Source organism: Sphingobacterium sp. UBA7631, from assembly GCF_002483935.1.
GTDB lineage: Bacteria > Bacteroidota > Bacteroidia > Sphingobacteriales > Sphingobacteriaceae > Sphingobacterium > Sphingobacterium multivorum.
The window spans coordinates 25867-49622 of sequence record NZ_DLIX01000006.1; the positions used below are offsets into that span (position 1 = coordinate 25867).

Here is a 23756-nt window from a genome sequence, read left to right on the forward strand (position 1 = left end):
TGGTTGTAGGTTGCTAAAAAAGCGGGTTATTTTAACCCGCTTTTTTTGTTAGTTCTTCTTCAAGGTCAACTTCAACACGCAGATTTTCGACAATATGCTTTTGTCGATCTGGTGTGTTTTTGCCCATGTAATATTCTAATAACTGTTGAATTTTATTGTCTTTGGACAAGATAACCGGGTCAAGACGGATATCTTTTCCGATAAATAATCCAAATTCGGAAGGTGATATCTCACCCAAACCTTTGAATCGGGTAATTTCAGGTTTAGCGCCTAATTTTGCGATTGCTTTTTGTCGTTCTTCATCGGAATAGCAATAGATCGTTTCCTTTTTGTTGCGGACACGGAAAAGTGGTGTCTGTAAGATGGAAACGTGGCCAGCTTTGACAAGGTCTGGGAAAAACTGCAAGAAAAATGTCAATAGCAACAGGCGGATGTGCATGCCGTCGACATCGGCATCGGTAGCAATTACGATATTGTTGTAGCGTAATCCATCGAGACCGTCTTCAATATTAAGCGCATGTTGTAAGAGGTTAAATTCCTCGTTTTCATAAACAATCTTTTTGGACATACCGTAGGAGTTTAACGGTTTTCCTTTCAGACTGAAAACAGCTTGAGTCTGCACATCCCGCGATTTGGTAATAGAACCAGATGCAGAATCCCCCTCGGTGATAAACAACGTTGTTTCTTGGTTACGTTCATTTTTATCGCTGAAGTGCACTTTACAGTCACGTAGTTTACGGTTGTGCAAAGAGGCTTTCTTCGCTCTTTCGTTGGCGAGTTTTTTGATACCGGCGATATCCTTACGTTCACGTTCCGATTGAAGAATACGTTTTTGAAGAGCATCTGCCGTAGCCGGATTTTTATGTAAGTAATCATCCAATGCTTTTTTAACAAAGTCATTGATAAATCCTCTTACCGTAGGGCCTTCTGGGCCTACACTTTGAGATCCTAGCTTTGTTTTGGTCTGTGATTCAAAAACGGGTTCCTGCACTTTGATGGCGATGGCACCGATAATTGATGAACGAATATCCGATGCGTCAAATTCTTTTCTGTAAAAATCGCGGATTGTTTTGACAAGTGCTTCACGGAAGGCAGCCTGGTGTGTTCCACCTTGCGTGGTATGCTGACCGTTGACAAAAGAATAATATTCTTCTCCGTACTGCTGGCCGTGAGTCATCGCGATTTCAATATCATCCCCCCGTAAGTGAATAATCGGATAGCGCATGGATTCAGCATCAATATTTCGTTCCAATAGATCTTTTAGTCCGTGTTCAGAAATAAACTTTTGCCCATTAAAGTTGATCGTAAGACCTGAGTTTAGAAAAACATAGTTCCAGATCATGTTTTCAACAAATTCAGGCCTATATTTATAATTCCGGAAAATAGAATCGTCGGGGTAAAATGTTACAGATGTACCATTCCGTTGCGTCGTATCTTTTTGTTCATCATTGACTAATTCCCCTTTAGAGAATTGGGCAATGCGTGTTATATTTTGACGGTATGACTGGACGGTAAACTGACTGGACAAAGCATTTACGGCTTTTGTACCAACACCATTTAAACCGACGGACTTTTGGAAAGCCTTACTATCATATTTACCACCCGTATTGATTTTAGAAACAACATCAACCACAGAACCAATTGGGATACCACGTCCATAATCGCGTACGGAAACTTTATTTTCGTTTACCGTGATATCAATAGTTTTACCGGCACCCATAACAAACTCATCAATTGAGTTGTCAACGACCTCTTTCAATAAAACATAGATACCATCATCATAGGCCGAACCGTCCCCCAACTTTCCAATGTACATTCCCGGACGGAGGCGGATATGCTCTTTCCAATCCAGGGACCTAATGCTGTCTTCGTTATATGTACTCATAAATTAATGTAGAACTTAGCTAACAAAAGTAAAAAAAATAAACTACGATAAGTAGTTTGAAAGGCTAAATTTTTTAGATATCGCTAGTTTGCGTACTGCTGGAGAAAATTGCCGGTTTGCGGGGAAATGTTTACATTTAGTGTAAGTAATTGTAAAGAGAATAATTTATGGGATTATTTGATAAAATCAGGAATGAGTTTGTCGATATTATCGAATGGGTCGATAATAGCACAGATACGATTGTGTGGAAGTTTCCACGGTATCAGAATGAAATAAAAATGGGGGCACAGTTGACTGTGCGAGAAGGGCAGGCTGCGGTATTTTTGAATGAAGGCGTGGTTGCGGACGTCTTTCAGCCTGGTCGTTACGAACTTACGACCCAGAATATGCCGATCATGACAACCCTCAGAGGTTGGAAATATGGGTTCAATAGTCCATTCAAAGCCGATGTTTATTTTGTCAACCTTCGACAATTTGTCAATCAGAAATGGGGAACTAAAAATCCGATTATGTTGCGGGATCCTGAATTTGGTCCCATTCGACTTCGGGCTTTCGGTAATTTCTCTTTTCAGGTGAAGGAAGTTACTGTTTTTATGAAACAGCTTGTTGCGACGACGCCTGTATTTACAGTTGAAGATATCACAGAGCAGCTTCGAAACATTGCGGTATCGCGGGGGATGGATGCTATTGCTGAGTCGAAGATACCGGCCTTGGATCTTGCATCCAACTATGATGAAGTTTCGGCCTTGATACAGCAAAAAATTGGGGTTGATTTTGATGAGTTGGGTTTGAGCTTAACGAAGTTCTTAATTGAAAATATTTCATTCCCAGAAGAAGTCGAGAAAGCCCTTGATAAGCGAAGCAGTATGGAGGTCGTTGGTAATCTGGGGGCCTATGCCCAATTCCAAGCCGCAAATTCAATGGAGAAAGCTGCTGAGAATCCCAGTAGTGGAGGGATTGTAGGTGCTGGATTTGGTGCTGGGTTGGGAGCAGGAATGGTTGGTCAAATGGGTAATGTATTTCAGCAAAATAGTTTTGATGGGAATAATCCTACTGGTACGGGATCAGCTGCTGCGGCTTCGTCTGCAGGGGCCGTTGGACCTCCTCCATTGCCCAAAGCGGTCGCTTATTACCTGGCCGTTAAAGGTAAACAGGAAGGGCCCTTTGATTCGGAACAGCTGCGCGCTCTGATAAAAGAGGGGACGATGACACTTGCTACCTTGGTCTGGAAAGAGGGACTTGAAAACTGGATTGAGGCTGAAAAGGTAGTCGAATTAAAGGATCTGTTTTCGCAGAACCCGCCACCGATACCAGGAGTTTAGGGTAAAATGCATTACCGAGTTTTATGAGTTTTGAAGAAAAAACCTCCGAAATAGAGCAGGGGTTAAAATGTCAGGGCTGTGGTGCTATTTTGACTTATCAGCCCGGTACGTCCTATTTAGCGTGTTCCTATTGTGGAACCAGGAATGAAATAGCGGATCAGCTACCGGAAGATGGGCATATTGAATCTACAGATTATAAAGTTTTTGGACAAGCAATGGAGGGGCTCGCCGATGAGCGCTATAGCTATTTGGCTGAAGTTGTGCATTGTAGTAACTGTGGCGCAAACTCGCGTTTGAATCCTCATGTTACGGCAGATTTATGTGCTTTTTGTGCTTCACCATTGGTAATTGACCATCAGCAAAAGCGTATTGTGAAGCCACATGGTCTTGTTCCCTTTTCCGTTGATTACAAAAATGCTTTTGGGCTATTGACACAATGGGCCGGTAAGATATGGTTCGCTCCGAATGACTTTAAGCGAATTTTTAATTCAAGAAATGATCGTTTAAAAGGAGTGTATATACCATTTTGGTCCTATGATGCAGATGTACATTCTGATTATGTGGGGTCACGTGGCGAGTATTATTATGTGACGCGTACAAGACGCAATTCGGATGGTGAGACGGAAGAATACGAAGAAAGACGAACAAATTGGTATCCAGCTTCAGGTAGTATCTATAGTCAATTTAAGGATATTGTCATTTCGGGATCAACATCTCTTCCCGAAAAGTTCTCTGATAAAATCGGACCTTGGAATTTGGGCTATCTAAAACCTTTCAATGAGCAATATTTAAGTGGCTTTATCGCTGAAACTTTTAGTGTGGATCATGTAAAAGCGGCGGAGACTGCCCGGACAATAATGGATCGGGAAATCGAACGCCAGGTTGAGAATGACATCGGTGGTGATACACAGGATATTGATTCTATTGATAGCGATTTTAAATCCATTAAATTGAAGTATATTCTTTTACCTGTATGGTTATCAGCATATCAGTACAAAGGAAAGAGTTATCAGATCATGGTCAATGCATTTAACGGTAAAGTTTATGGACAACGACCTTATAGCTTTTGGAAAATCGCTTTTTTGGTATTGGCGATCATTATTGTTTTATATCTCTTGAGTTTTATGGGATAACAAAAAAGGTTATAAAAAAAGCGCTGTTCTCTTTTATTGAGAACAGCGCTTTTTTTATGTTAATCGTCTTGACTATTTGTTTAGTGAAAGTAGGAATCCGATCGTGAAATTGGCATCCCAATCAAATACGAAAGTGTCGCAATTGGTTGCATCTTTAATTGCTTTATAGATGTTGACACCGCTTTTTGTTTTTATTTTATCTGTTTTGTAAGATGCTGGATCGTTCAAAACCGTAAAACGCTCTTCACCTTGGCGTGTCTGCGATGCTAATTCAAAAGGAACCCCGCCTATAATAAAACAAACCTCTCTTTTATTTGACGGAATTTTCTCGCCTAATTTTTTTACTTCTGTATAGACCGCGTCATCTTTAAGGTCTTTTTCATAATATTTTGCACCAGGTGCTTCTACCGATTTTGTGTCACCGTCAATCCAGGAAATTTTAGTATTACCGGAGCCAATGTCAACAACAAATGAATTATCTTCGTAAGCTTTCGGCAGGACAGATTTTAACGCTAATTTTCCTTCTTGCTCTGCTGTAACCAGGTTGACCACAAAGCCCATTTTTCTTAGTTCAGCACTAATAACTGAAGTTTTAGGTTCTTTCTGGGCTCCGGAGCTAATGACGAAATGTATGTTTTTGGATTTGACGCCTTTGTCGAGCATCATGCCTATATAATCTTTTAATCCTTTACGGATGTCTTCCGTATTTGCCAATCCTTCGTATGCAAATGACTTTCCAAAGTCTTTGGAAATGATCTCCCAGCGATTTTCTTTGTCCATATTGACGACAAAGGAATTGAAACCCGAAGCGCCCACTTCAACGACACCCTTGTATTCGCCGTCGATTGGTTTTTCGGGTTGATAGTTGAATGAACGAGTCGTTTCTGAGCCTGATGAAGGTGCGGCCGCATGACCATTATTGCTTGTTGAATCTGTTGTTTGGACTGTCGAATTAGCATCAAATTTGCCCGATTGAATGGCCCAATAACCGATTGCGAGAATAGGTAAGGCGATGATAATTGCTTTGATTGGCCATCTTAATCTTGCCCATGTTGATTTTTCTTCCATAATGTTCGTATAATAAGTTTGATTTTAGTTAATGTTAATCGAGTAATGTAAATCCTTTATCTACTTTTTCTTCGGGTTTGAGTTCATAGCTGGCATCGGCCATTTGTGTTACGTTTAATACATTTAGATTACGTTCGTCAACTTTGCGGATAAACTCTTCCAGTTCACCTTGAGTAGGCGTGCCACCCACGGTGATGTTGTTGTTTTGATCCAAGAAATCAAGATTCGATCGGATAGAGGCAATATTTTGACTGATGGCACCTGTTGCTGCATTCATGGCCTCTTGAAATGCCCAGCCATCTTTAATATTGAACACATCGGCTAGGCCATCGGTGGCATTTTTCATCTTTTGAGTGGCTTCTAGCTTCTTGGAAATAATAGAAATGCTGCTATCCAAGGTGCTGACATAGATACGCGCTGCGCTTTCATTATCTTTTAGGACTTCCAATACTTTTGCAAATTGATTGGCATATTGTACGTAACTGCGCGCATTTTGTTCTTCAGATTCACCTTCTTTTCCCAATAGAAATGCTTTGGTACGTGTTTCTTTGGCATCTCTTGCATAAGCATTTGCCTTCTCTGCATTATTTTTGCTCGTTTCCTCCTTTGATTTCTCGTCGAGATTGGCCGCTTCAGCGGTGAAACGTTTCGCATAGGTGTACTTCTCTTCGGCTGTTTTTTGAGCAGTTTCACCGCTTTGAATCATGTCGATGCGGACACCGTCTACATTGCTGATTTTTTCCTTCACACGTTTCAGGGTGTCTTTTGCATCCCTTGATAACAGTTGTAAGGTTTCGATAGGGTTATTTCTAATGATGGATTTTTCACCTTTAAAAAGTAGTACGGTACCCAGTCGGTGCAATAGCGCAATGATCTTTGGGGCTAGCAATAATAAGGTAATCAGGATTATACTGAATATCACAAAAAGTATACTTTTTCCGGCATATTCCAGCATAATCGGTAAGTACTTGAAAAAAGCAAAGGCTCCGCCAAGTAAAAGCGCCCAAAAGAAGATCGACGAAGCTGTCTTCTTCGCTTCTGGTGATTTTAATTGTGCAGGCAAATGATCGCCCAGTACTTGAAATATCGGAAGTTGCGTTTTTATCTCAGCGGGAATATTAACATACTGATCTTTTCTTTCCATTGATTTATTTTTATGTTATTGATTGATTAATCATATGCAATGCAGTGTTGATTTCGGTGACCACTTCATCAACGGCCGCGTTGCCGATGTTTATTTTTTGTTCGATATCTTTAATTCTTGGTTCGTACTTTTCATTAATTTGACCCAAAGCGAGTTGTTTTTTCTGTAGGTCATCTTGCAATTTGGCGATATTCTCCGTTATTGTTTTGATTTCAGTGTTCAGATTTGCAATCTCCATGGTTCGGTCTTGTTCAGTCTTTTTCTTTTCAGCCTGTTTTTGTTCCGATTCTTTGGCAATGGTTTCTTTCAATTTATTAGCATAATTTGTGCCAGTTGCTACCAGTTTATCCTTGGTTAACGAACTGTCTACAAATTTCAGTGAAGTATAGGCTGCTTTTAATGTGTTTTCCTCTACTTTTCCCATTGCGGCAGCAGCATTCCATACTTCGAAAAAATCTACACCCTGTTCGTTGAGTTTTTCAAGAATGGCATAGACCTTTAATTTCATTTCTTTGAGGTCGGTTGTTCCGTCATTGGCTGTTATAGGGATTGGGGGCGGTGTTTTTCCAGTTGGAGCCTGGGCCGTGGGCGATGAATATGCCGGTGGTACAGCGGGGCTTTCTGGAGCAGCGCTAGTAGCTGGCGCCGGAGGGGCTTGTGCCGGTGGCGTTTGCTTTGGCTGATCGTCCTCAAAAATTAATTTCTTCAGACTGTTTAATATACTGGATCCTCTTTTAGTATCGTCGTTGCTCATCATGTCATAGTTGATTATATCTCTACTAAAATAATAAAAATTAATATTCTCTTCTAATGAATTGCGTTATGGAACACCTGAAATGGACATGGGGTGGAGGAGCTTGGATAAAAGCGATGAAATGCAACTGTGCGGAGAGTGAATCAGCTGCTATGGCACTTTATTTTTGGGGTAAAAACAAAGATTCCCAATTGTTGGATTGGGAATCTTTGTTTTGGCGGTAACGGTCCTGTGGGACTATTATCTGCCAAAATCATCTTGTACGCGAACAATATCGTCTTCGTCAGAAGGGTGGTTAGCATCTGTGTGCTGCCAGATCTCGGCTAAAATACCGAAGCCATCCAATCCAATTAAACGGTGACGTTGCCCTTGACGCAATCTGATTGTTTCTCCCTCTTTCAATGTTGAAACAACCGATTCTTCATCTGTGTCAGAAACCATAACGCCTACGTTACCTTGAATAACACGCCAGATTTCGGCACGACGGTGGTGATATTGCCATGAAAGTCTTTTCTCTGGTGCGACAATTAAAATTTTTGGGCTTAATTTTCCTGAAATTCTTAATTCTTGTACATCCATTCCGCCGAAGTACTCATCGGCAAATTCTTGTGCTTGGGATTCGTCGATAACGAAAAATCCTCCCCAAGGGCGTGCAGCATCTGATTTATCAATACGAAAACCTTTGGATGTCAGCATTTCCTGTACTTTTTCAAACAATGCGATTTTATCTATAGCCATATTAAAAATTCTAAAAATTTGTTATTCGTTAATTCAGTTGCTAAATATAAAAAAAATCCATTAATATTTTAAGTTAACCGTTTTAGCTTTATCTAAATCCGTTATAATGGAGCTGTTTTGGATATCTCTAGCTATAATATGTCGCGTGAAGTTAAAAATGAAATTGCTAATTTTGTGATCAATCTAATTTCAGGATATGTCAAACTTTCAAGTCGATCGGGAAAATACTGCATTTATGCAGGCTGTTGCTTTTGTTAACCAAACGAACCAAAACATATTTATAACAGGAAAGGCTGGTACAGGAAAAACGACGTTCTTGAAGTATATCCGTGAGCATAGCTACAAGAAGATGGCTATTACGGCACCCACGGGCGTGGCTGCGATGAATGCGGGCGGAACCACTTTACATTCTTTATTTTGGCTTCCATTTGGAACCTTTATTGAAGATTATGAGTTACGTTGGGACGAACAGGATAGTCATATTTACAATAAATCGCGTTTATTCAGTACGATTAAACTGACCAAGCAGCGCAGAGCTATTTTGCAGGAATTGGAACTATTGGTAATTGATGAGGTCTCAATGGTCCGTGCAGATACGTTGGATGCGATTAATGTGATTCTGCAATCTGTTCGTCGCGATATGCGACCTTTTGGTGGGTTACAAGTATTGTTTATCGGAGATTTATATCAGTTGCCACCAGTAGTGAAAGATGCCGAATGGAATGTTTTGCGGGATCATTATTCTTCTGTTTTCTTCTTTAATGCTAAAATTTTGAGGGATAATCCGCTGGTGATGTTAGAGCTCAATAAAATCTATCGTCAACAAGATGAAGGTTTTATTTCAATTTTGAATGCCATACGAAACAATCAGTGTACAAGTGACATGCTAACGACCTTAAATGGTTATTATCAACAGGACTTTGTTCCAAATGAAGAGGATCAGTATATTACATTGACCTCCCATAATCGAAATGCTGATGAAATAAACGGAGCCAAGTTGGCATCATTATCGGGGAAAATGTTAAATCTTAAGGCTGTTGTCAAAGATGATTTTGCGCAGGGTTCCTACCCTGCTGAAGAAACGTTATCCTTAAAGATAGGGGCACAGGTGATGTTTATTCGAAACGATTCGGGAGATGAGCGTAAATATTACAATGGAAAGATTGGTACGGTAAAGGACATCGATACGGTGCAGGGCACAGTAACGGTTACATTTCCTGATGGGTCGGAATCTGTTACGGTAAAAAGGGAGACCTGGGAGAATATTCGGTATAATTACGATAAGGGGCAAGATCAGATTAAGGAGGAGATATTGGGTACATTTTCGCAATTTCCACTTCGACTGGCCTGGGCTATCACCATTCATAAAAGCCAGGGTTTAACTTTTCAAAAAGCGATTATTGACGCAGGTACCTCTTTTGCTGCGGGACAGGTGTACGTTGCACTGAGCCGTTTAACGAGTTTAGATGGGCTTGTATTAAAATCGATCATCCCGTCTTATGCCATCCGTACCGATTACCAAGTTGTCGAATTTGCGCAGCGTGCTCAGGGACAGGCTGATGTAAATGAGATTCTAGAGCAATGCCAGCGGAATTATCTTGGCCAGATTTTAATGCACGGTTTCCGTTGGGACGGTCTATTGGCCGAAACTTCTGAATTACTGAAATCACTTGAGGAGCGTAATATTGATGGAAAGGAACAAGCAATACTATTTTTTCAACAATTGGTCAAGCACCTTCAGACCCAGGAGAAAGTTGCACATAAGTTTATTGTTGTATTGTATGATTTGTTGCGGGATAAAAACGCGATCGACTATGATGTAATTTGTGAACGTTCTACTGCTGCGGTCAATTGGTTTTTACCGAAAATGGATGTAGATCTGATTGAGGCCTTAACCAAACATATCGAAGAGTATCAGATACGAAAACGTACGAAGAAATATATTGACGAGTTAAAAGCACTGTTGCTTGATTACAAGCGAAAACGCGAGCAGTTGCAACATTGTCTGCTTATTGCCGATACGCTTTCAAAACGGGAAGATTTTCAAACAGCGATGCTCGATGTTGCTGCCAGTGTGAAGACCAAAGAAAAAGATGAATTGGCTGCGCAAAATGCAGATGAAGAGGGGCCTAAGAAGTTGGATACAAAGGAGGTTTCCTTAGAAATGTTTAAGGATGGGATGAGCATTGCTGATATAGCGGTTAAGCGCGGGATGGTTGCCGGTACGATATATGGGCACCTGATTAACTTTGTGGGTGCCGAAGTGGAAGCAACAGAGTTGATCGCGCAGGAGAAGTTGGATCGTATTCTTGGTGTGATACGTGCAAACCCGGATAAATCCTCTTCAGAACTTAAAATGCTTTTGGGGGCAGATATTGATTATCCGGATATTAAAATTGGACAAAAAGTTTTGGGATTGTAGTGGATAAGGATTTATGATGTATATTTGTCAACCTTTTATTATAAGCTAATTGAAAGAGGAGAAAACCAATAAGAAAATTAACAAATGGATTGTATTTACTTCCATGCCTATTCAAATGGGTGTGACAATCTATTTATTTTATTGGGTGGGAACTTGGTTGGACAATAAATATGCGATTGCTGGTGAATGGGGGATGAAGGGATTAACACTTTTGGGGGTGATTGTATCTTTGTATCAGTTCATCAGGCAGGCAAATCAAATTAATAAAAATGAATAGTTATCTGAAAAGCGTATTTGTACTGCTGATCGTTTTTGCGGCAAGTTTTGCTGCGCATTATCTCGTGATATCCGGAATGAACACAGAGGGATACTGGGCTCAAACGTCCTACAGTCTTGTGGGGATGTATACTTTTGGCGTCTGTTCTTCTTTGCTGGCTGCGGTTTTGATCTTTTTTGCGAACTGGTCCATGCCGGAGAAATTAGGTGTAATATTTCTAGGGCTCGTGCTACTGAAAGCTGTCGCGGGGTATATTTATATAAAGGACGGGCTAAAGACCGTTGAAAACAACTTTATCGAATATAACTTTTTGGTGGTATTTTTCATCGCTTTGTTTGTGGATGTATACATCGCTTTTAGCGCTTTAAATCAAGCAGATAAAAAGGTTTAAACTATTTTTGGAAAAAGTTTAAACAAATGGTGATTTATGCCAAATAAAATTGTATTTTTGCGCAAAATTTTTTATTATTCAATAGTAATCTGAAATGGTGAATCTTAAGAGAGCACTTTTATTATTTGCAGTAATTTTTCTTGCTGTCAATCCTTTTACCTTAAAAGCAGCTGAGGAAGCGCATGGGGATGCGCCTAAAACCCAGGCTGAGGAAATTAAAGAGTATAGTCAACATCACTTACAGGATGATCATTATTTCTCTTTGTTTACCGATAAAAAAGCAGGAAAACATTATGGTTTTCCATTGCCAGTAATTCTTATTGATAATGGATTGATTGTTTTTTCTTCTGGCGAGTTTCATCACGGTGAGTCTGTTGTGGAGAAAAATGGTCAATACTACACACTTTATCACGGAAAGATCTATAAAACAGACGCTGCTGGTACATTGAGTTACGATGAAAAACATCATCCTACGAATGCAAAACCCCTAGATTTTTCGATTACAAAAAACGTTGTCGGTTTAATATTAGCTGCATTTTTAATGTTTTGGGGCTTTATCTGCCTAGCTAAAACCTATAAAAAAGGTGTGAATAATTTGCCAAAAGGCATCGGTCGTGTTTTAGAGCCATTGGTTTTATATGTACGTGATGAAATGGCTATTCCTAATATCGGTCACCGTTATAAGGAATTTATGCCTTACCTGTTATCGGTATTTTTCCTGATTTTTATTCTAAACTTATTAGGTTTAACACCTCTTGGTTTTAATGTGACGGGAAATATTACAGTCACGTTATGTTTGGCTTTATTTACCTTTTTTGTTATCAATTTCAAAGGAAATAAAGATTATTGGAAGCATATTTTCTGGATGCCGGGTGTTCCAGTTCCTTTTAAAATAGTTTTGGCACCAATTGAGGTGTTGGGTATGTTTACAAAACCCTTCTCCTTAATGTTGCGTTTGTTTGCGAATATTACGGCTGGTCACTCTGTTGTCATGGGTTTGATCGCAATTGTCTATTTATTCCAACAACAGTTGACAGTAGTAGGTAGTATTGGTGTCTCTATGGTATTGACACTTGTTCTATTCTTATTGGAACTTTTAGTAGCTTTTCTTCAAGCATTCATCTTTACGATGTTGTCATCCTTATTTATCGGAATGGCAGTAGAGGAACACGCTCATCATTAATTGAATTTTTTTGTTAAATTTTATATATTAAAAACATGGTAATTCCAAATTTAGTAGGTGCAGGTTTAATCGTAATCGGTGCAGGTTTAGGTTTAGGTAAAATCGGTGGTTCAGCTATGGAAGCTATCGCTCGTCAACCAGAAGCAGCATCTAAAATTCAAACTGCGATGATCATCATTGGTGCCTTAGTTGAAGGTTTAGCATTCGGTGCTTTAATCTTAGGTGCATAATCCAAGTTGATTAAAAAAATTACTAAACACAGTTTGCAACGGTTGGTTGCAGACTGTGTTTAAACAAAAAAATACAAACAAAGGAAAATTATAATTTACAATTGTATATAAATGGAAGCATTAATTAATCAGTTCTCGTACGGTTTGTTCTTTTGGCAACTAATCATCTTATTGGTTGTGATATTTTTATTAGGCAAATTTGCTTGGAAACCTATCGTAAATGCTTTAGATGAACGTGAGCAAGGAATTGCGAATGCATTGGAGGCTGCTGAGAAAGCTAAATTGGAAATGGCTCGTTTGACAAATGAGAACGAACAATTGCTTAAAGAAGCTCGCGCGGAACGTGATGTTATCCTTAAAGAAGCAAAGGAGCTAAAAGAGAAAATTGTTGCTGAAGCGAGAACACAAGCACAGTATGAAGGTTCTAGAATGATTGCTCAAGCAAAAGAGGAGATCAATGAACAAAAGAATAAAGCTTTGACTGAGGTTAAATCTCAGGTTTCTTCTTTGTCCTTGGATATCGCTCGCAAAGTTTTAAACAAAGAATTTGAGGACCAAGGAAAGCAAGAAGCTTTAGTGGCAGATTTGCTTAATGACGTTAAATTGAACTAATCCGGTCACTTAAATTACGAAATAGAATTATGTCAGTATTTAAAGTAGCATCGAGATATGCTAAGTCATTAATCGACTTGGCTAGCGAGCAAGGCGCACTGGAAACAATCAAGACAGATATGGATTCATTCATTGCTGTTTTAAAATCCAGTACAGAGTTGCAAGCGGTTTTTGCCAATCCTATTGTTCCTTTGGACAAGAAGAAAAACATATTGGATGCGCTGTTTAAAGATAAGATCAATCCAAATATCTTGGCTTTCTTTAAGATCATGATCAACAAAGGTCGTGGCGAGATTGTATATGCCACTGCTCAAGAATTTATTCGTGAGTATAACGAGGTAAAAGGAATTGTGAAAGCTACAGTTACATCTGCAGCGCCGCTTTCTGAAGCTAATTTGGCAGCGATGAAAGATGTACTTGCGAAAGAAACCAACGCTCAAGTGATATTGATCAATAAAGTTGATCATAATTTGATCGGTGGATTTGTAGTCAATATCGGCGATCGCCAAATTGATGCAAGTATTGCTGGTAAGTTGAATAAATTGGAAAGATATTTGAATCAGAATAATTAATTTGTTCTGATACTTGAAGTAAAATAAATCAAAAAACCCCTTATAATAATTAAAATGATAGAGGTAAGACCAGATGAAGTTTCGGCAATTCTAAGAGAGCAATTGTCGGGCTTTAAATCAGAAGCCGAACTAGAGGAAGTGGGTACCGTACTTGCTGTGGGTGACGGTATTGCTCGTATTTACGGCTTAACTAAAGTTCAGTCCGGTGAGTTGGTTGAATTTGATAACGGATTACAAGGTATTGTATTAAACTTAGAAGAAGACAACGTTGGTGTTGTACTTTTAGGTCCTTCTGATGAGATCAAAGAAGGAGATACTATTAAACGTACCAACCGTATTGCATCCATCAAAGTTGGTGAAGGCTTGTTGGGACGTGTTGTAAATACTTTAGGTCAACCAATCGATGGTAAAGGACCTATTCAAGGTGATTTGTATGAAATGCCTATCGAGCGTAAAGCTCCGGGTGTTATCTACCGTCAACCGGTAACTGAACCATTACAAACAGGTATTAAAGCGATCGATGCAATGATTCCAGTAGGTCGTGGTCAACGTGAGTTGGTTATTGGTGACCGTCAGACAGGTAAAACAGCTGTTTGTATCGATACAATCTTGAACCAAAAAGAATTCTATGATGCAGGAGAACCTGTATTTTGTATCTACGTTGCCGTAGGTCAAAAGAATTCTACAGTTGCGAATATCGTGCGTACATTGGAGGAAAGAGGTGCTATGGCTTATACAGTAGTTGTGGCTGCATCTGCTGCTGATCCAGCTCCACTTCAGTTTTATGCACCAATGTCAGGTGCTGCTATCGGTGAGTTTTTCCGTGATACAGGTCGTCCAGCATTGATCGTTTATGATGATTTGTCTAAGCAAGCTGTAGCTTACCGTGAGGTTTCTTTATTGTTACGTCGTCCACCGGGCCGCGAAGCATACCCAGGTGACGTATTTTATCTACACAGTCGTTTGTTGGAGCGTGCAGCGAAAATCAACTCTTCAGATGATATCGCGCGCAACATGAATGATCTACCTGAATCGATCAAACACTTGGTCAAAGGCGGTGGCTCATTAACTGCCCTTCCGATCATTGAAACCCAAGCTGGTGACGTTTCTGCATATATCCCAACCAACGTAATTTCAATTACAGACGGTCAGATTTTCTTGGAGTCTAACTTGTTTAACGCAGGTATTCGTCCAGCGATCAACGTAGGTATCTCTGTATCTCGTGTAGGTGGTAATGCGCAGATCAAACCGATGAAAAAGGTATCTGGTACATTAAAGTTAGATCAAGCTCAGTACCGTGAATTGGAAGCTTTTGCGAAATTCGGTTCTGATCTAGATGCTGCTACTAAATCTGTCTTAGATAAAGGTGTTCGTAACGTTGAGATCTTGAAACAAGGTCAATATTCTCCAGTTTCTGTAGAGAAACAAGTTGCGATTATTTATATCGGAACTAAAGGTTTATTGCGTAATGTTCCTGTAAATAAAGTGAGAGAATTTGAAGAAGAATTCTTGACTCAATTGGAACAACGTCATCCAGAAGTATTGTCAGCTTTCAAAGCTAATAAGTTCTCCGATGAATTAACTGCAGTGTTAGAAACAGTAGCTAAGGATTTAGCATCAAAATATTAATAGTAATGAGTATTTGGTATTGAGTCTATTGACTAGGCTCAATACTCAATACTAGGTACTTAATACTTAAAACAAATATGGCAAATTTAAAAGAAGTAAGAAACCGGATTACCTCGGTATCATCAACACAGCAGATCACGAAAGCTATGAAAATGGTTTCGGCTGCTAAATTGAAGCGCGCTACTAACGCTATCTTACAATTGCGCCCATATGCGAATAAACTAAGAGATATTTTGGCGGATGTTTCTGCGAGTGTTGAGGGAAGTAACTCTCCTTTTACAGTGGATCGCGAGCCAAATAAGGTATTAATCGTTGTTGTTTCTTCTAATAGAGGTTTGGCTGGAGCATTCAACGCAAATGTTATCAAAACGACTAATAACTTGATCTTTAACAAATATGCTGAGCAACATGCTAAGGGCAATTTGAGTATCATTGGTATTGGTAAAAAGGGTTATGACTTCTACTCGAAACGTAACTTCAATGTGGTAGCTAATCACTCTGATTTGTTTTCTGATTTAAATTTTGGTTCTGTATCTGTGGTGACTGAATTTATCATGGAGCAATTCAAAGAAGGTAATTTTGATCGTGTTGAAGTGGTTTATAATCAGTTCAAAAATGCTGCAGTTCAAGAGTTGACTGCAGAACAGATTTTACCATTATTACCTGCGGAGGAAAACAAACAACATACGCATAAAGCAAAAATAGAAGCTGAGGTGGATTATATCATCGAGCCTTCCAAAGAGAAGATTATCGAGGAATTGATTCCTAAAGCAATCAAGATTCAATTATATAAAGCTGTTTTAGACTCGAATGCTTCTGAGCATGGAGCACGTATGACGGCAATGGATAAAGCTACAGAGAATGCCGGCGACTTAATCAAATCACTGAAGCTATCTTACAACCAGGCACGTCAAGCTGCAATTACAACAGAATTGACGGAGATCGTATCTGGTGCAGCAGCATTATCAAACGGATAATCTTTTATTCGGAAATGTATAAAAAAGGTGGTAATCGAAAGATTATCACCTTTTTTATATATGCTATTTTTTACCATCGAATTAAGGCTGAACCCCACGTAAATCCTGCTCCAAAAGCTGCCAAACATACGAGATCACCGTCTTTAATCTTTCCTTCTTCCCAAGCCTCGCATAGTGCTATCGGTACAGAGGCTGCAGTGGTATTACCATATTTCTGAATATTGTTGAATACCTGATCCTCCCTTAATCCAAGTGTTTTCTGTACAAATTGCGAAATGCGAAGATTGGCCTGATGTGGAATTAATAAATCGATATCATTAGTTTTTAAATTATTTTTTGCTAGCGCTTCATGAATAACCTCAGGGAATTTGACAACAGCTTTTTTGAAGACGGCCTGTCCATCCATATTTGGAAACGCAGTCCCATCTTCGAGCATCTCCTTGGTCATCAATAATCCCCCCAATTCTTGGTCCGGCCAATCGGGCATTTTATCCAGCCAAATTCCACTGGATGCACCGGGATAATACATAGCTAGCTTTTCGGCATCGTCTCCGTCTGAATGTAAGTGCGTGCTCAGGATTCCTTTGCCGTTTTCGGTTGTGGGTTGCACAACCACTGCTCCGGCACCATCGCCGAAAATAACAGAAACGGCTCGTCCTCTCGTAGAAAAGTCAAGTGCAAAAGAGTGTTTCTCCGAACCAACCACTAGCACATTTTTGTACATCCCTGTTTTGACAAATTGATCGGCAATAGAAAGTGCATATATAAAACCTGAACATTGGTTTCTAATATCCAGCGCCCCGACCTCCTTCATCTTCATTTCCCGTTGCAGTAGAACGGCGCAGCCCGGGAAATAATAATCTGGCGATAAGGTGGCAAAGATGATGAAGTCGACATCTTCAGGTGTAATATGGGCTCGTTCGATGGCAATTTTAGCGGCTTCGACCCCCATAGTGGTGGTGGTTTCGCCTATTCGGTCTGCATATCTACGTTCTTTAATGCCAGTTCGTTCTTGAATCCATTCGTCACTGGTATCCATAAAGCGTGTTAGGTCATTATTGGTATATACGTTTTTTGGAACGTAATAGCCAATTCCTGCAATTTTTGACTGTAACATAATAAATTCCTCTAATTGATTGTATTCTTCCCTTTTATATTATCGTTAATTTAGAAAAAAATATTCTATTTTTGCAGCATGGGTACCCAAACTGCTGAAGAAACCTTTACGTTAGAAGAGATATTAGCCTCTGTGAAAGAGTCTAATCGACTCATTTTGTGGAATGATGAAACCAATACGTTTGAACATGTGATTCATTGTCTCATCTATCATTTACAATATACCGAGAAGCAAGCTGAGAAGATTGCCTGGAAAGTACACACTGAGGGGAAATGTGCTGTATTGGAAGGCACCTATACGGAGATGGAAATCTATCGTAAAATTCTGAAAGCCGAGGGATTGACTGTTTCTGTGGAGTAATTTACTATTCTTTTGTTACCGTAATAATATGGTTACGCTTCAATTTTGTCTATAAGTTTTAGTTTTCTTTGCACTATAACTTATAAACTAAGCTGAAGCATGTTTTTTTACGCTAAATCGTTTAAATCTTTCTTATTTGTATTCTTTTTACCTGTTGTCCTTTTTGCTCAAACAGGTCAAATCAAAGCTATTTTAGTTGATAGCGAAACCTCTAAACCTATTTCATCGGCTAGTGTCGCGCTCTTGGACGCCCATAGTAACGTTCTTGTTAAGGGGGGACAGTCTGTATCCCAAGGATTCCTTTTGTTGTCTGATATTAAACCTGGTAAATATATTGTCCGTATCACTTATGTTGGCTACGAGACACAAACTATAGATAGTATAGCGGTCTTAGGGGGTAAAAGTAAGGACTTAGGTCGAATTGCTTTGAAACCTACAGGTAATATGTTGAATGAAGTTGTTATTGAAGGACGAGCTCCAGCCATGCAGATTGGTATAGACCGTAAAACCTTCAATGTAGGTGAGAGTTTGGTCAGCGCGGGTGGAACAGCGACTGATGTGCTTGCGAATGTTCCCACTTTGCAAGTTGATCAGGATGGATCGGTCAGTTTGCGTGGATCAAGTAGTGTGAAGATTTTAATCGACGGCCGGGAGTCTGCTTTAGCAGGAAATGATGTAACTTCTTTGCTTCAGAGTCTACCTGCCAATTCAATTGAAAAAGTTGAAGTCATCACAAATCCATCCTCTAAATATGATGCAGAGGGCCAAACTGGGATTATCAATATTGTTTTAAAGAAAAATATTCGAACAGGGCTGAACGGATCGATAAATACATCCGCTGGTTCTTATGATAATTATATGGCTGGTATAACATTGAATTATCGTGATCGGAAATTCAATTACTTCGGATCCTATAACTTCAATAAACGAAACATGTTGGGAAGTGGGAAAACGGACAACAGGTTTTTTGGTGATAGCACGCGTAATTATAGCGAATCCGAATCGTCAAGAAAGGGCAATAGCCATACGGTAAAAGCTGGGTTTGATTATAATATGTCAGATCGAACTTCATTGAGTTTTTCGAGTAATTTAAGTATACGTGATAACAAGCGAATAGAGGACTTGAATTATGAGTTCTTTAAGCAATCGCAGATGACAGGAACGAGTGTTCGAAATTCAACGCAATTTGAGGACGATCTGGGTTATGAATTAAATGCTGATTTTAAACATCAATTTAAGCGAGAAGGAGAGGAGTTGACGGGGAATGCAAGTTATGGAAGAGACAAGGAAGATGGTACAAATGATTTTTCTCAAAATTATACCGATGGACGGAAGGCCACTTCACGGAAGAATGTTACGTCTGAGGATGGCAAGAATATCAACCTTCAATTAGATTATGTTTTACCTTTCTCTGAAGTAAGCAAATTTGAGGCGGGTTACCGTTCTCAAATCAGAAAGTCATTTGATACCCAGTTTTCCAGATCACTCGATTCTATAGGTAACTATGTGCCAGATTATAGAATCAGCAACGATTTTGATTTCACGAGTACAGTCCATGCGATCTATGCGAATTATCAAAATAAATTAACGGATAAAATTGGCTATCAAATCGGACTACGTGGAGAACAATTTGAGCTGAAGTCTACCTATTTCTCCAAGGATCCAGCTGCTGTGGAAACGGAATCCAATGCTAAACAGAAATTTTTCAGGTTATATCCAACACTGTTTTTAACCTACGATGTTGGTGAAAATGGGGATAAAGTTCAATTTAGCTACTCGCGCCGTGTTCAACGGGCTCGTGGTTGGCAAGTTAACCCATTTTTAAACGTATCCGATGATTTGAATTATCGTCAGGGAAATCCGAATCTGAAACCGGAAGATGTGCACAGTTTGGAAATGAGCTTTGCCAAAACCTTTGGTAAAGTAAACCTCATATCTTCGGCTTATTTCAATCACGCAAGTGAGGTTATTCAGCCATTTGTTTACAAGATAGAGGATGGAAGAACATACAGTAGATGGGAGAATATGACCAGTCGTAATCTTTCGGGTTTTGAGTTTATTTCAAAGATCAACGCAACGAAGGATTTTGACTTTACATTTAATCTCAATTTGATCCACATTCAGTATAATGCAAACCCGGACTATGATATTAAAGAACGAAAGGATTTCGCTTATAATGCTAATCTGACCGCTAATTATCGTTTTACGCCAACATTTTCTGCACAAGTGCGCGGCGAGTATAATTCTTCCCGTGTAATGGCTCAGGGACAGATGAATGCAATGAAAGGTATGGATCTGGCCTTGAAAAAAGATGTGTTTAAGAAGAAAGCTTCAATTATGTTGAATGTTAGAGATGTATTTAATTCGCGGAAAATGAATGGTGTGACAGAAACCTCTCAACTTATATCCAATTTTGAGCACCGTTGGATGAAGCGGATGGTAACTTTATCACTTTCCTATCGGTTTGGTAGCCAAGATTTAAACAAATCAAAGAAGAAAGAGTCAAATACAAATGAAATGGGCGGTGGAGAGGAATATTAAAAAATATTCCTCTTTATACACTCAAATGCTTAAATTTAATTTTAAAACAAACCTAAAACTAAAAAGAATGAAGTTATTAAAAACAGTTCTTGCGGTATCGGTGATTGCTTTTTCAGCACATCTTAATACTGCCGTAGCGCAAGCAAAAAAAGAGGTTCCTGCTTACAAAATCTTAGATTTACCTCGTGTAGATATCAAGAAATTTAAAAAGAATAAAGCTGGAGCCTATGTTATTTTTGATGGTACTTCGCTGGAAGGCTGGAGAGGATATGATAAGACCGTAGTCCCGAAAAGATGGGTAATTAATGAGGGGGCGATCAAATTTGATAGCCAAGCTAATGTTGGTAAAGAAGAAGGCGGAGATTTGGTCTTTGCTCATGATTTTAAGAATTTCGAATTGGAGATGGAATGGAAAGTTGCTAAAGGAGCAAATTCGGGTATCTTCTTTTTAGCGAAGGAAGTGGAAGGACAGCCGATTTATATCTCGTCTCCAGAATGCCAGGTCCTGGACAATGAAAACCATCCTGATGCTAAAATGGGGGTAGATGGAAACCGTAAATCGACTTCATTGTACGATATGATTCCTGCCAAGCCGCAGAATGGTAAACCGTATGGCGAGTGGAATAAGGTTAAGATCAGAGTAAACAATGGCAAGGTCGAGCATTTTCAAAATGGTGTAAAGGTTGTTGAATATACATTATGGGATAAGTCGTGGATTGATTTATTGCAAAAAAGTAAATTCAGTGAAGAAAAATGGCCTTTGGCTTTTGAATTGTTGAGCCATGTTGGTGGCGATAGCAAATCAGGGCTTATCGGTCTTCAGGATCATGGAAATGATGTCTGGTTTAAGAATATTACCGTTAAGGTTCTAAAATAGAAAAAGCAGCTTTAAGCTGCTTTTTCTATTTGCTATAGTATCGATTGTAACTCTTTTAAGTCGATAATCATATGTGATACATCGTCCGGTTTTTCAATAACATTTGGGTTAAAGAAAATGGCATCCATGCCTACATTTACGGCTCCACGGATGTCGGCATCCAGGTTATCTCCAATCATCAGTGATTGCTGCGCCCGAGCTTGAGCAGTCGTCATAGCGAACTCAAATATTCGGGGGTCCGGTTTATTCACGCCGATGACTTCCGAAATAAAAATATGTTTGAAATATTTGCTGAGGTTGCTCTTTTCCAGTTTGGTCTCACAGGCCTCTTTAAAACCATTCGATATCAGGTGAAGATTGTATCTGTCACCCAAATAAGCCAAGGTTTCATGTGCATGTGGAAACAGATTTGTTTTTTTTGGACAGATAGCGAGGTATTCCAGTTCGAATTCTTCAGGAAACAACTCCGGATCGACACCGAGCTCAGTAAAGGTGTCGGCAAAGCGTGCTTTCCTGAGTTCTGGTTTTGATATCTTTCCGTGATGATAGAGCCCCCAAAGGCGATGATTGTTAACCGTATAAGTTTCTATAAAACGAGTGGATGACTCTTGATTGAACAAGTGATCAAACTTGTATTTAAAATATAACTCGTGCAGACTTTCTTCGGCATTTTTATCAAAATCCCATATGGTATGATCCAGGTCGAAGAAAATGTCTTTTTTCTCGTGATTAAACATATACAAAATTAAAACAAATTAATTTTAAATTCCAAGTCAGTTGGGTTAGCTAGTGATGAAATTAAAGGTCACTTTTAGCGCTATCGGGTTTCCGATGGTTTATATGAGCTGTTTGTTGATTTTAGTCTTATTGCGAATCGGTTAATTTTCTTCTTTGTGTCATAATCCTTCGGATATTTCCGAATACATAGGTGAATACCTATTTTTGTCACATGAAGAAAGCGCTGTTACTCTTTTATTTTCTATTGTTCTATGCGGTTATGCAACTGATATGGTGGGGGGTGATGTTTATTCGTTTTGATCCGAGTAAAAAGAACATGATCATAGGGGAGGGAATATTCTTCTTGATTATTTTCTTGTGGGGTGCATGGCGATTGAAGCGACTGGTTGAAAGGGAGCAGAAACTGTTGCAGCAACAGCAGAACTTTCTTTTGGCTATCACACATGAACTTAAATCGCCGTTGGCTTCTGTCAAATTGTATATTCAAACGATTTTGAGACGTGATCTTGACAAGGAGCAACAACAAACGTTCTTGAGAAATTCGCTGAAGGATATCGAGCGTTTGGATGATCTGGTTGAAAATGTATTGATGACAACCAAGTTGGACAGCCGTAACTACAGTATGCCGAAAGAGGATTTTAATTTTACTGCTTTGGTAGAACAGGTTGTGGATAGACTTCAAAAGAATTCCTGTAGTTCGCAAGTCTTGAAACCTTATTTGGAGTCGGATATCATTATTCATGCTGATAAGTTTGCGATTAGTAATGTGGTTACTAATCTGATAGAAAATGCCATTAAGTATTCACCGGCATGTGCTATGGTGGATGTGAAATTATATACGGAGAATAATAAAATAATTTTTTCTGTTGCTGACCATGGTATCGGTATCAGTGATGAAGAGAAAAAACTTATCTTTAATAAGTTTTATCGCGTGGGAAGTGAGGCAACACGAAAAACCAAAGGTACAGGTTTGGGGTTATATATCGTGAAAACCGTATTGCAGAAGCACGACGCGACCATAAAAGTTAAAGATAACACTCCTAAAGGGAGTATTTTTGAAGTAACATTTGAAAGAAATGCAAAGTAAACAAAGAATATTACTTGTCGAAGATGAAGAACACTTGTTAGAAGCTATCAAGTTGAATCTCGAAATGGAAGGTTACCGTGTTACTACGGCTACCGATGGAAAAAAAGCACTAAAAGTCTTCAAGGAGGAACGTTTCAACTTGGTGGTTTTGGATGTGATGATTCCCGAAATAGATGGATTCCAAGTAGCTGAAACTATTCGACTGCAAAACACTGAAGTTCCTATCATGTTTTTAACTGCGAAAAATAGCAGTGAGGATCGAATTACGGGTCTTAAGAAAGGGGCGGATGATTATTTGGTAAAACCTTTCAACTTAGAAGAATTGATCCTTCGCGTTGGAAATTTGGTGCGTCGTGGCATGAAACCGGATGATTTGAAAGAACTAAATTCTTATCAAATCGGTGATAAAACGATCTATTTTAATTCGTATGAGCTACATCATGCGGATGGCACGATCACTTCTTTGACAAAGAAGGAGACTATGCTGTTGAAACTGTTGATTGAACGACGTAATGAGGCAGTATCACGGGAACAAATATTGGAGACCGTATGGAATTACGATGTTTATCCATCTACGCGTACCATCGACAATTTTATCTTAACCTTCCGAAAATATTTCGAACCAGATCAAAAGCATCCGATTTATTTCCATTCTATCAGAGGTGTTGGTTATAAGTTTACCGACAATAACGCATAGGT

The 23756-nt window shown here is 39.3% G+C and carries 24 protein-coding genes; 17 read left to right on the plus strand and 7 right to left on the minus strand.

What is annotated here, in order from left to right; genetic code table 11:
- Positions 1-31: 31 nt before the first annotated feature.
- Positions 32-1885: a DNA topoisomerase IV subunit B gene (locus B3P16_RS10485; RefSeq protein ID WP_070563183.1), complete on the minus strand. Its 1854-nt coding sequence runs from the start codon at positions 1883-1885 to the stop codon at positions 32-34.
- A gap of 167 nt (positions 1886-2052) precedes the next feature.
- Between B3P16_RS10485 and B3P16_RS10490 the strand changes: the two genes are divergently transcribed.
- Positions 2053-3207, plus strand: coding sequence for an SPFH domain-containing protein (locus tag B3P16_RS10490; protein WP_286842883.1), 1155 nt, complete (start codon positions 2053-2055; stop codon positions 3205-3207).
- Between the two features lie 23 nt (positions 3208-3230).
- Positions 3231-4340 carry a zinc finger domain-containing protein gene (locus B3P16_RS10495; protein WP_286842886.1) on the plus strand — a complete coding sequence of 370 codons (1110 nt, stop codon included), beginning with the start codon at positions 3231-3233 and terminating at the stop codon, positions 4338-4340.
- 72 nt (positions 4341-4412) lie between these two features.
- Here B3P16_RS10495 and B3P16_RS10500 read toward each other — a convergent pair whose 3' ends face one another.
- Genes B3P16_RS10500 through B3P16_RS10510 form a run of 3 tightly spaced genes read right to left on the minus strand, consistent with a single transcriptional unit; the run spans position 4413 to position 7309 of the window.
- On the minus strand, positions 4413-5408 hold the full coding sequence (locus B3P16_RS10500; RefSeq protein WP_286842889.1) for a hypothetical protein: 996 nt from the start codon (positions 5406-5408) through the stop codon (positions 4413-4415).
- A 34-nt stretch (positions 5409-5442) separates the two neighbouring features.
- The gene (locus tag B3P16_RS10505; protein ID WP_088162938.1) at positions 5443-6552 is read right to left on the minus strand and encodes a hypothetical protein; all 1110 of its coding nucleotides are present in this window, start codon (positions 6550-6552) and stop codon (positions 5443-5445) included.
- A gap of 10 nt (positions 6553-6562) precedes the next feature.
- On the minus strand, positions 6563-7309 hold the full coding sequence (locus B3P16_RS10510) for a hypothetical protein (protein WP_286842891.1): 747 nt from the start codon (positions 7307-7309) through the stop codon (positions 6563-6565).
- A 65-nt stretch (positions 7310-7374) separates the two neighbouring features.
- On the opposite strand from B3P16_RS10510, the gene B3P16_RS10515 reads away from it, so the two are divergent.
- Positions 7375-7530: a hypothetical protein gene (locus B3P16_RS10515; RefSeq protein WP_286842893.1), complete on the plus strand. Its 156-nt coding sequence runs from the start codon at positions 7375-7377 to the stop codon at positions 7528-7530.
- 16 nt (positions 7531-7546) lie between these two features.
- Here B3P16_RS10515 and B3P16_RS10520 read toward each other — a convergent pair whose 3' ends face one another.
- The gene (locus B3P16_RS10520) at positions 7547-8044 is read right to left on the minus strand and encodes a phosphoheptose isomerase (protein ID WP_286842896.1); all 498 of its coding nucleotides are present in this window, start codon (positions 8042-8044) and stop codon (positions 7547-7549) included.
- 196 nt (positions 8045-8240) lie between these two features.
- Between B3P16_RS10520 and B3P16_RS10525 the strand changes: the two genes are divergently transcribed.
- The 9 genes from B3P16_RS10525 to atpG all read left to right on the plus strand — a co-directional run bounded on the left by B3P16_RS10525 (position 8241) and on the right by atpG (position 16337).
- Positions 8241-10466, plus strand: coding sequence for a helix-turn-helix domain-containing protein (locus B3P16_RS10525; RefSeq protein WP_286842898.1), 2226 nt, complete (start codon positions 8241-8243; stop codon positions 10464-10466).
- Between the two features lie 49 nt (positions 10467-10515).
- The gene (locus tag B3P16_RS10530) at positions 10516-10743 is read left to right on the plus strand and encodes an AtpZ/AtpI family protein (RefSeq protein WP_286842900.1); all 228 of its coding nucleotides are present in this window, start codon (positions 10516-10518) and stop codon (positions 10741-10743) included.
- Positions 10736-11134 carry a hypothetical protein gene (locus B3P16_RS10535; protein WP_286842902.1) on the plus strand — a complete coding sequence of 133 codons (399 nt, stop codon included), beginning with the start codon at positions 10736-10738 and terminating at the stop codon, positions 11132-11134. Before B3P16_RS10530 ends, B3P16_RS10535 begins: the two co-directional genes overlap by 8 nt.
- Positions 11135-11228: 94 nt before the next feature.
- Positions 11229-12317: a F0F1 ATP synthase subunit A gene (atpB, locus tag B3P16_RS10540; RefSeq protein ID WP_286842904.1), complete on the plus strand. Its 1089-nt coding sequence runs from the start codon at positions 11229-11231 to the stop codon at positions 12315-12317.
- Between the two features lie 35 nt (positions 12318-12352).
- Complete coding sequence (atpE, locus tag B3P16_RS10545; RefSeq protein ID WP_121127264.1) at positions 12353-12547, plus strand: ATP synthase F0 subunit C; 195 nt, start codon at positions 12353-12355, stop codon at positions 12545-12547.
- Positions 12548-12658: 111 nt separating this feature from the next.
- Positions 12659-13159, plus strand: a complete 501-nt coding sequence (locus tag B3P16_RS10550; protein ID WP_286842905.1) for a F0F1 ATP synthase subunit B — start codon at positions 12659-12661, stop codon at positions 13157-13159.
- Positions 13160-13188: 29 nt separating this feature from the next.
- Positions 13189-13731, plus strand: a complete 543-nt coding sequence (gene atpH, locus B3P16_RS10555; protein ID WP_286842906.1) for an ATP synthase F1 subunit delta — start codon at positions 13189-13191, stop codon at positions 13729-13731.
- 54 nt (positions 13732-13785) lie between these two features.
- Positions 13786-15360: a F0F1 ATP synthase subunit alpha gene (atpA, locus tag B3P16_RS10560; RefSeq protein ID WP_070563151.1), complete on the plus strand. Its 1575-nt coding sequence runs from the start codon at positions 13786-13788 to the stop codon at positions 15358-15360.
- 77 nt (positions 15361-15437) lie between these two features.
- Positions 15438-16337: an ATP synthase F1 subunit gamma gene (gene atpG, locus B3P16_RS10565; protein ID WP_070563149.1), complete on the plus strand. Its 900-nt coding sequence runs from the start codon at positions 15438-15440 to the stop codon at positions 16335-16337.
- 70 nt (positions 16338-16407) lie between these two features.
- On the opposite strand, the gene B3P16_RS10570 is transcribed toward atpG, so the two are convergent.
- Positions 16408-17454 carry a 3-oxoacyl-ACP synthase III family protein gene (locus B3P16_RS10570; RefSeq protein ID WP_286753101.1) on the minus strand — a complete coding sequence of 349 codons (1047 nt, stop codon included), beginning with the start codon at positions 17452-17454 and terminating at the stop codon, positions 16408-16410.
- A gap of 78 nt (positions 17455-17532) precedes the next feature.
- Here B3P16_RS10570 and B3P16_RS10575 point away from each other — a divergent pair, with 78 nt between their 5' ends.
- The 3 genes from B3P16_RS10575 (at position 17533) to B3P16_RS10585 (ending at position 21232) form a co-directional block, all read left to right on the plus strand.
- Positions 17533-17814 (plus strand): ATP-dependent Clp protease adaptor ClpS, encoded by a 282-nt coding sequence (locus B3P16_RS10575; protein WP_046671971.1) that lies wholly within the window; start codon positions 17533-17535, stop codon positions 17812-17814.
- 99 nt (positions 17815-17913) lie between these two features.
- Complete coding sequence (locus B3P16_RS10580; RefSeq protein WP_286842908.1) at positions 17914-20355, plus strand: TonB-dependent receptor domain-containing protein; 2442 nt, start codon at positions 17914-17916, stop codon at positions 20353-20355.
- 67 nt (positions 20356-20422) lie between these two features.
- Positions 20423-21232 carry a 3-keto-disaccharide hydrolase gene (locus tag B3P16_RS10585; RefSeq protein ID WP_083295832.1) on the plus strand — a complete coding sequence of 270 codons (810 nt, stop codon included), beginning with the start codon at positions 20423-20425 and terminating at the stop codon, positions 21230-21232.
- 32 nt (positions 21233-21264) lie between these two features.
- Here the strand turns inward: B3P16_RS10585 and B3P16_RS10590 are convergent, their stop codons facing one another.
- The gene (locus tag B3P16_RS10590) at positions 21265-21969 is read right to left on the minus strand and encodes a YjjG family noncanonical pyrimidine nucleotidase (protein ID WP_070563144.1); all 705 of its coding nucleotides are present in this window, start codon (positions 21967-21969) and stop codon (positions 21265-21267) included.
- Positions 21970-22181: 212 nt separating this feature from the next.
- Between B3P16_RS10590 and B3P16_RS10595 the strand changes: the two genes are divergently transcribed.
- Positions 22182-23057 carry a sensor histidine kinase gene (locus tag B3P16_RS10595; protein WP_070563141.1) on the plus strand — a complete coding sequence of 292 codons (876 nt, stop codon included), beginning with the start codon at positions 22182-22184 and terminating at the stop codon, positions 23055-23057.
- On the plus strand, positions 23047-23754 hold the full coding sequence (locus B3P16_RS10600; RefSeq protein ID WP_070563139.1) for a response regulator transcription factor: 708 nt from the start codon (positions 23047-23049) through the stop codon (positions 23752-23754). The genes B3P16_RS10595 and B3P16_RS10600 overlap by 11 nt, the downstream gene beginning before the upstream one ends.
- The last annotated feature ends 2 nt before the right edge of the window (positions 23755-23756 follow it).

Excerpts from the sequence above, each read along its gene's own strand:
- B3P16_RS10500 (WP_286842889.1), bottom strand. The coding sequence starts at position 5,408 with ATGGAAGAAAAATCAACATGGGCAAGATTAAGATGGCCAATCAAAGCA.
- B3P16_RS10580 (WP_286842908.1), top strand. The coding sequence starts at position 17,914 with ATGTTTTTTTACGCTAAATCGTTTAAATCTTTCTTATTTGTATTCTTT.
- B3P16_RS10575 (WP_046671971.1), top strand. The coding sequence starts at position 17,533 with ATGGGTACCCAAACTGCTGAAGAAACCTTTACGTTAGAAGAGATATTA.
- B3P16_RS10595 (WP_070563141.1), top strand. The coding sequence starts at position 22,182 with ATGAAGAAAGCGCTGTTACTCTTTTATTTTCTATTGTTCTATGCGGTT.
- atpB (WP_286842904.1), top strand. The coding sequence starts at position 11,229 with ATGGTGAATCTTAAGAGAGCACTTTTATTATTTGCAGTAATTTTTCTT.
- B3P16_RS10505 (WP_088162938.1), bottom strand. The coding sequence starts at position 6,552 with ATGGAAAGAAAAGATCAGTATGTTAATATTCCCGCTGAGATAAAAACG.
- B3P16_RS10585 (WP_083295832.1), top strand. The coding sequence starts at position 20,423 with ATGAAGTTATTAAAAACAGTTCTTGCGGTATCGGTGATTGCTTTTTCA.
- B3P16_RS10570 (WP_286753101.1), bottom strand. The coding sequence starts at position 17,454 with ATGTTACAGTCAAAAATTGCAGGAATTGGCTATTACGTTCCAAAAAAC.
- B3P16_RS10535 (WP_286842902.1), top strand. The coding sequence starts at position 10,736 with ATGAATAGTTATCTGAAAAGCGTATTTGTACTGCTGATCGTTTTTGCG.
- atpA (WP_070563151.1), top strand. The coding sequence starts at position 13,786 with ATGATAGAGGTAAGACCAGATGAAGTTTCGGCAATTCTAAGAGAGCAA.
- B3P16_RS10590 (WP_070563144.1), bottom strand. The coding sequence starts at position 21,969 with ATGTTTAATCACGAGAAAAAAGACATTTTCTTCGACCTGGATCATACC.
- B3P16_RS10520 (WP_286842896.1), bottom strand. The coding sequence starts at position 8,044 with ATGGCTATAGATAAAATCGCATTGTTTGAAAAAGTACAGGAAATGCTG.
- B3P16_RS10485 (WP_070563183.1), bottom strand. The coding sequence starts at position 1,885 with ATGAGTACATATAACGAAGACAGCATTAGGTCCCTGGATTGGAAAGAG.
- B3P16_RS10515 (WP_286842893.1), top strand. The coding sequence starts at position 7,375 with ATGGAACACCTGAAATGGACATGGGGTGGAGGAGCTTGGATAAAAGCG.
- atpG (WP_070563149.1), top strand. The coding sequence starts at position 15,438 with ATGGCAAATTTAAAAGAAGTAAGAAACCGGATTACCTCGGTATCATCA.
- B3P16_RS10490 (WP_286842883.1), top strand. The coding sequence starts at position 2,053 with ATGGGATTATTTGATAAAATCAGGAATGAGTTTGTCGATATTATCGAA.
- atpH (WP_286842906.1), top strand. The coding sequence starts at position 13,189 with ATGTCAGTATTTAAAGTAGCATCGAGATATGCTAAGTCATTAATCGAC.
- B3P16_RS10600 (WP_070563139.1), top strand. The coding sequence starts at position 23,047 with ATGCAAAGTAAACAAAGAATATTACTTGTCGAAGATGAAGAACACTTG.
- B3P16_RS10495 (WP_286842886.1), top strand. The coding sequence starts at position 3,231 with ATGAGTTTTGAAGAAAAAACCTCCGAAATAGAGCAGGGGTTAAAATGT.
- atpE (WP_121127264.1), top strand. The coding sequence starts at position 12,353 with ATGGTAATTCCAAATTTAGTAGGTGCAGGTTTAATCGTAATCGGTGCA.
- B3P16_RS10550 (WP_286842905.1), top strand. The coding sequence starts at position 12,659 with ATGGAAGCATTAATTAATCAGTTCTCGTACGGTTTGTTCTTTTGGCAA.
- B3P16_RS10510 (WP_286842891.1), bottom strand. The coding sequence starts at position 7,309 with ATGATGAGCAACGACGATACTAAAAGAGGATCCAGTATATTAAACAGT.
- B3P16_RS10525 (WP_286842898.1), top strand. The coding sequence starts at position 8,241 with ATGTCAAACTTTCAAGTCGATCGGGAAAATACTGCATTTATGCAGGCT.